We start from the raw sequence: 476 nt of genomic DNA on the forward strand, positions 1-476 counted from the left end.
GGTATCGCTACGGCGATCAGCAAGTGATCCTGGAACGGGAACTGGCCGGTGGGGCGAGTTTCTTTTGGGAGTGGGAACGCTCTGGCAAGGCTGCGCGCTGTGTCCGGCACTGGGCCAGTTTTGCGCAAATGGACACGCGGTACGTCTGGGGCGACAACGGCAGCGTCACCGTGCACAACGCCGATGGCAGCCGGGAAGTCTATGTCCATGACTCGCGCGCACGGCTGGTCCGCGCATTACCGCGCCTACGGCCAAATCACCCGGCTCGACGTCAACACCGTCACCAACCCGCTGCGCTTCCAGGGCCAATACTTCGATCAAGAAAGTGGCCTGCACTACAACCGCCATCGCTACTACAATCCCGACAACGGCCGCTACCTGACCCCCGACCCGGTGAAACTGGCGGGTGGGCTGAACGGATACCAGTACGTGCCCAACCCGACGGGGTGGGTGGATCCGTTGGGGTTGAATACGTG

At 62.6% G+C, this 476-nt stretch carries 1 protein-coding gene and 1 pseudogene; one reads left to right on the top strand and one right to left on the bottom strand.

Translation table 11 applies throughout. The features are described 5' to 3' along the window. Positions 1-209: hypothetical protein (locus GIR22_RS26165; RefSeq protein WP_218581684.1), on the bottom strand; the 209-nt coding region annotated here is incomplete at its 3' end. A gap of 16 nt (positions 210-225) precedes the next feature. On the opposite strand from GIR22_RS26165, the pseudogene GIR22_RS25855 reads away from it, so the two are divergent. Then, a pseudogene (locus GIR22_RS25855) lies at positions 226-476 on the top strand (RHS repeat-associated core domain-containing protein); the annotation flags it as partial.

The organism is Pseudomonas karstica, assembly GCF_009707515.1.
In the GTDB taxonomy this organism is placed as follows: Bacteria; Pseudomonadota; Gammaproteobacteria; order Pseudomonadales; family Pseudomonadaceae; genus Aquipseudomonas; species Aquipseudomonas karstica.